Source organism: Geobacillus sp. CCR (genome assembly GCF_052906625.1).
The window spans coordinates 1-1,585 of record NZ_JBREBQ010000090.1 but is presented as its reverse complement, the minus strand read 5'-3'; the positions used below and the strand labels follow the sequence as shown (position 1 = coordinate 1,585).

General features: G+C 57.1%; 1 protein-coding gene. It reads left to right on the top strand.

The window, feature by feature from the left end; translation table 11 throughout:
* Window positions 1-110 precede the first annotated feature (110 nt).
* Window positions 111-1,391: an IS110 family transposase gene (locus tag ACVBDQ_RS17945; RefSeq protein ID WP_012749415.1), complete on the top strand. Its 1,281-nt coding sequence runs from the start codon at window positions 111-113 to the stop codon at window positions 1,389-1,391.
* The last annotated feature ends 194 nt before the right edge of the window (window positions 1,392-1,585 follow it).

Below are 1,585 nucleotides of genomic sequence, written 5' to 3'. Positions count from 1 at the left end.
AAAGGAGCATTCCCGTTAGGAGCTTTTCCGGGGACTTGATCAAAAAAAGCCCTCTTGGTATGATGCAGGGGTGTCAAACACATCACTCACCATACCAAGGAGGACTTCAGATGAATTGTACACAAAACTATAAAATTGATCAAGTCACCGAACAAACGCTTGTCGTGGGCATCGATATCGCGAAACGAACCCACTACGCCTGCTTCGTGGATGACCGGGGGCGTGTGCTTCGCAAATCGTTCCCGATCTTCCAGTCGAAAGAGGGCTTTCGCCAGCTGTATGAAGCGATTCAGGAGGCGATGCAAGCGTTCGGAAAGCCGCAGGTGATCGTCGCGGTGGAGCCGACCGGGCACTACTGGTTGAACCTCGCCTACTTCCTCGAGGAGCACGGGATCCCGTTGGTCATGGTCAACCCGGCGCATGTGTGCCGGTCGAAAGAACTTGATGACAACCTGCCGACGAAACACGACGCCAAAGACGCCCTGGTCATTGCCAGACTGGCAAAAGACGGACGATTCCTCGTTCCCCGGCTGCTGCACGAGATTGAAGCCGATTTGCGCGTGGGGAGCACGCTCAAAGAGAAGCTCCGCAAGGAACAGACGGCGGTGAAAAACGCGATCGTCCGCTGGACCGACCGATATTTTCCGGAGTTTTGGACGGTGTTTCGCGACCTGGGGAAAACGGCGCTTTCGGTGTTGGAGTGGACGCCGCTTCCGGCTGATATGGCCGGCCGGACGGTGGAGGAGCTTCTTGAGGTGTACCGGCAAAGCGAAGGGATGAAATGCCCGCAGAAGGCCAAAATTCAGGCGTTGATCAACACCGCGAAGGACTCGATTGGGGTGACGGAAGGGACAGCGATGGCCCGGTTTGAGATCGCCGCGCTCGTCCGCCGATACCGCCAATTGGAGGCGGAGATCGCTGCACTGGACGCCGAGTTGAAGGCATTGGTTCAAACGACGATGGAGTACCAATGGTTGAAAACGGTCGACGGGTTGGGAGACGCCACGATCATCGATCTTCTGGCGGAGATCGGCAGCTTCGCCCATTATCGGGACCCGCGTCAATTGGTGAAGTTGGCGGGCCTGACGCTCAAGGAGAATTCCTCCGGCCAGCGCAAAGGGCAAAAGCACATCTCCAAACGGGGACGGAAACGGCTGCGATCGGTGCTGTTTCGGGCGATGATTCCGCTGATTCGGCATAACGAGGCGTTTCGCGAGCTGCATGAGTATTATACGACCCGATCCGTCAATCCGCTGACCGGAAAGCAGTCCATCGTCGCCTTGTGCCGGAAGCTGTTGAATGTGCTGTTTGCGATTTGTACGAAGAAACAAGCGTTTGACGCGGAGCGAATGAAACAGGACGTCTTGTCCCAGGTGCAACGGGCGGCCTAAGGCCTCCCCCTGCGAACGGAAGAATCGTTGGACAACAGGATGACACCGGAGAAGCTGGCGTGATTTCATCCATTCGACCTTGAGTCCCCAAAGGAGCTTGGCCGGCCTCCGCCTGATGACGAGACCGAACGAGGGAATGTTGGCGCGAAGACGCCCGGAGACATGGGAGGGTTCGTCCTCATCAGCGACGCGGA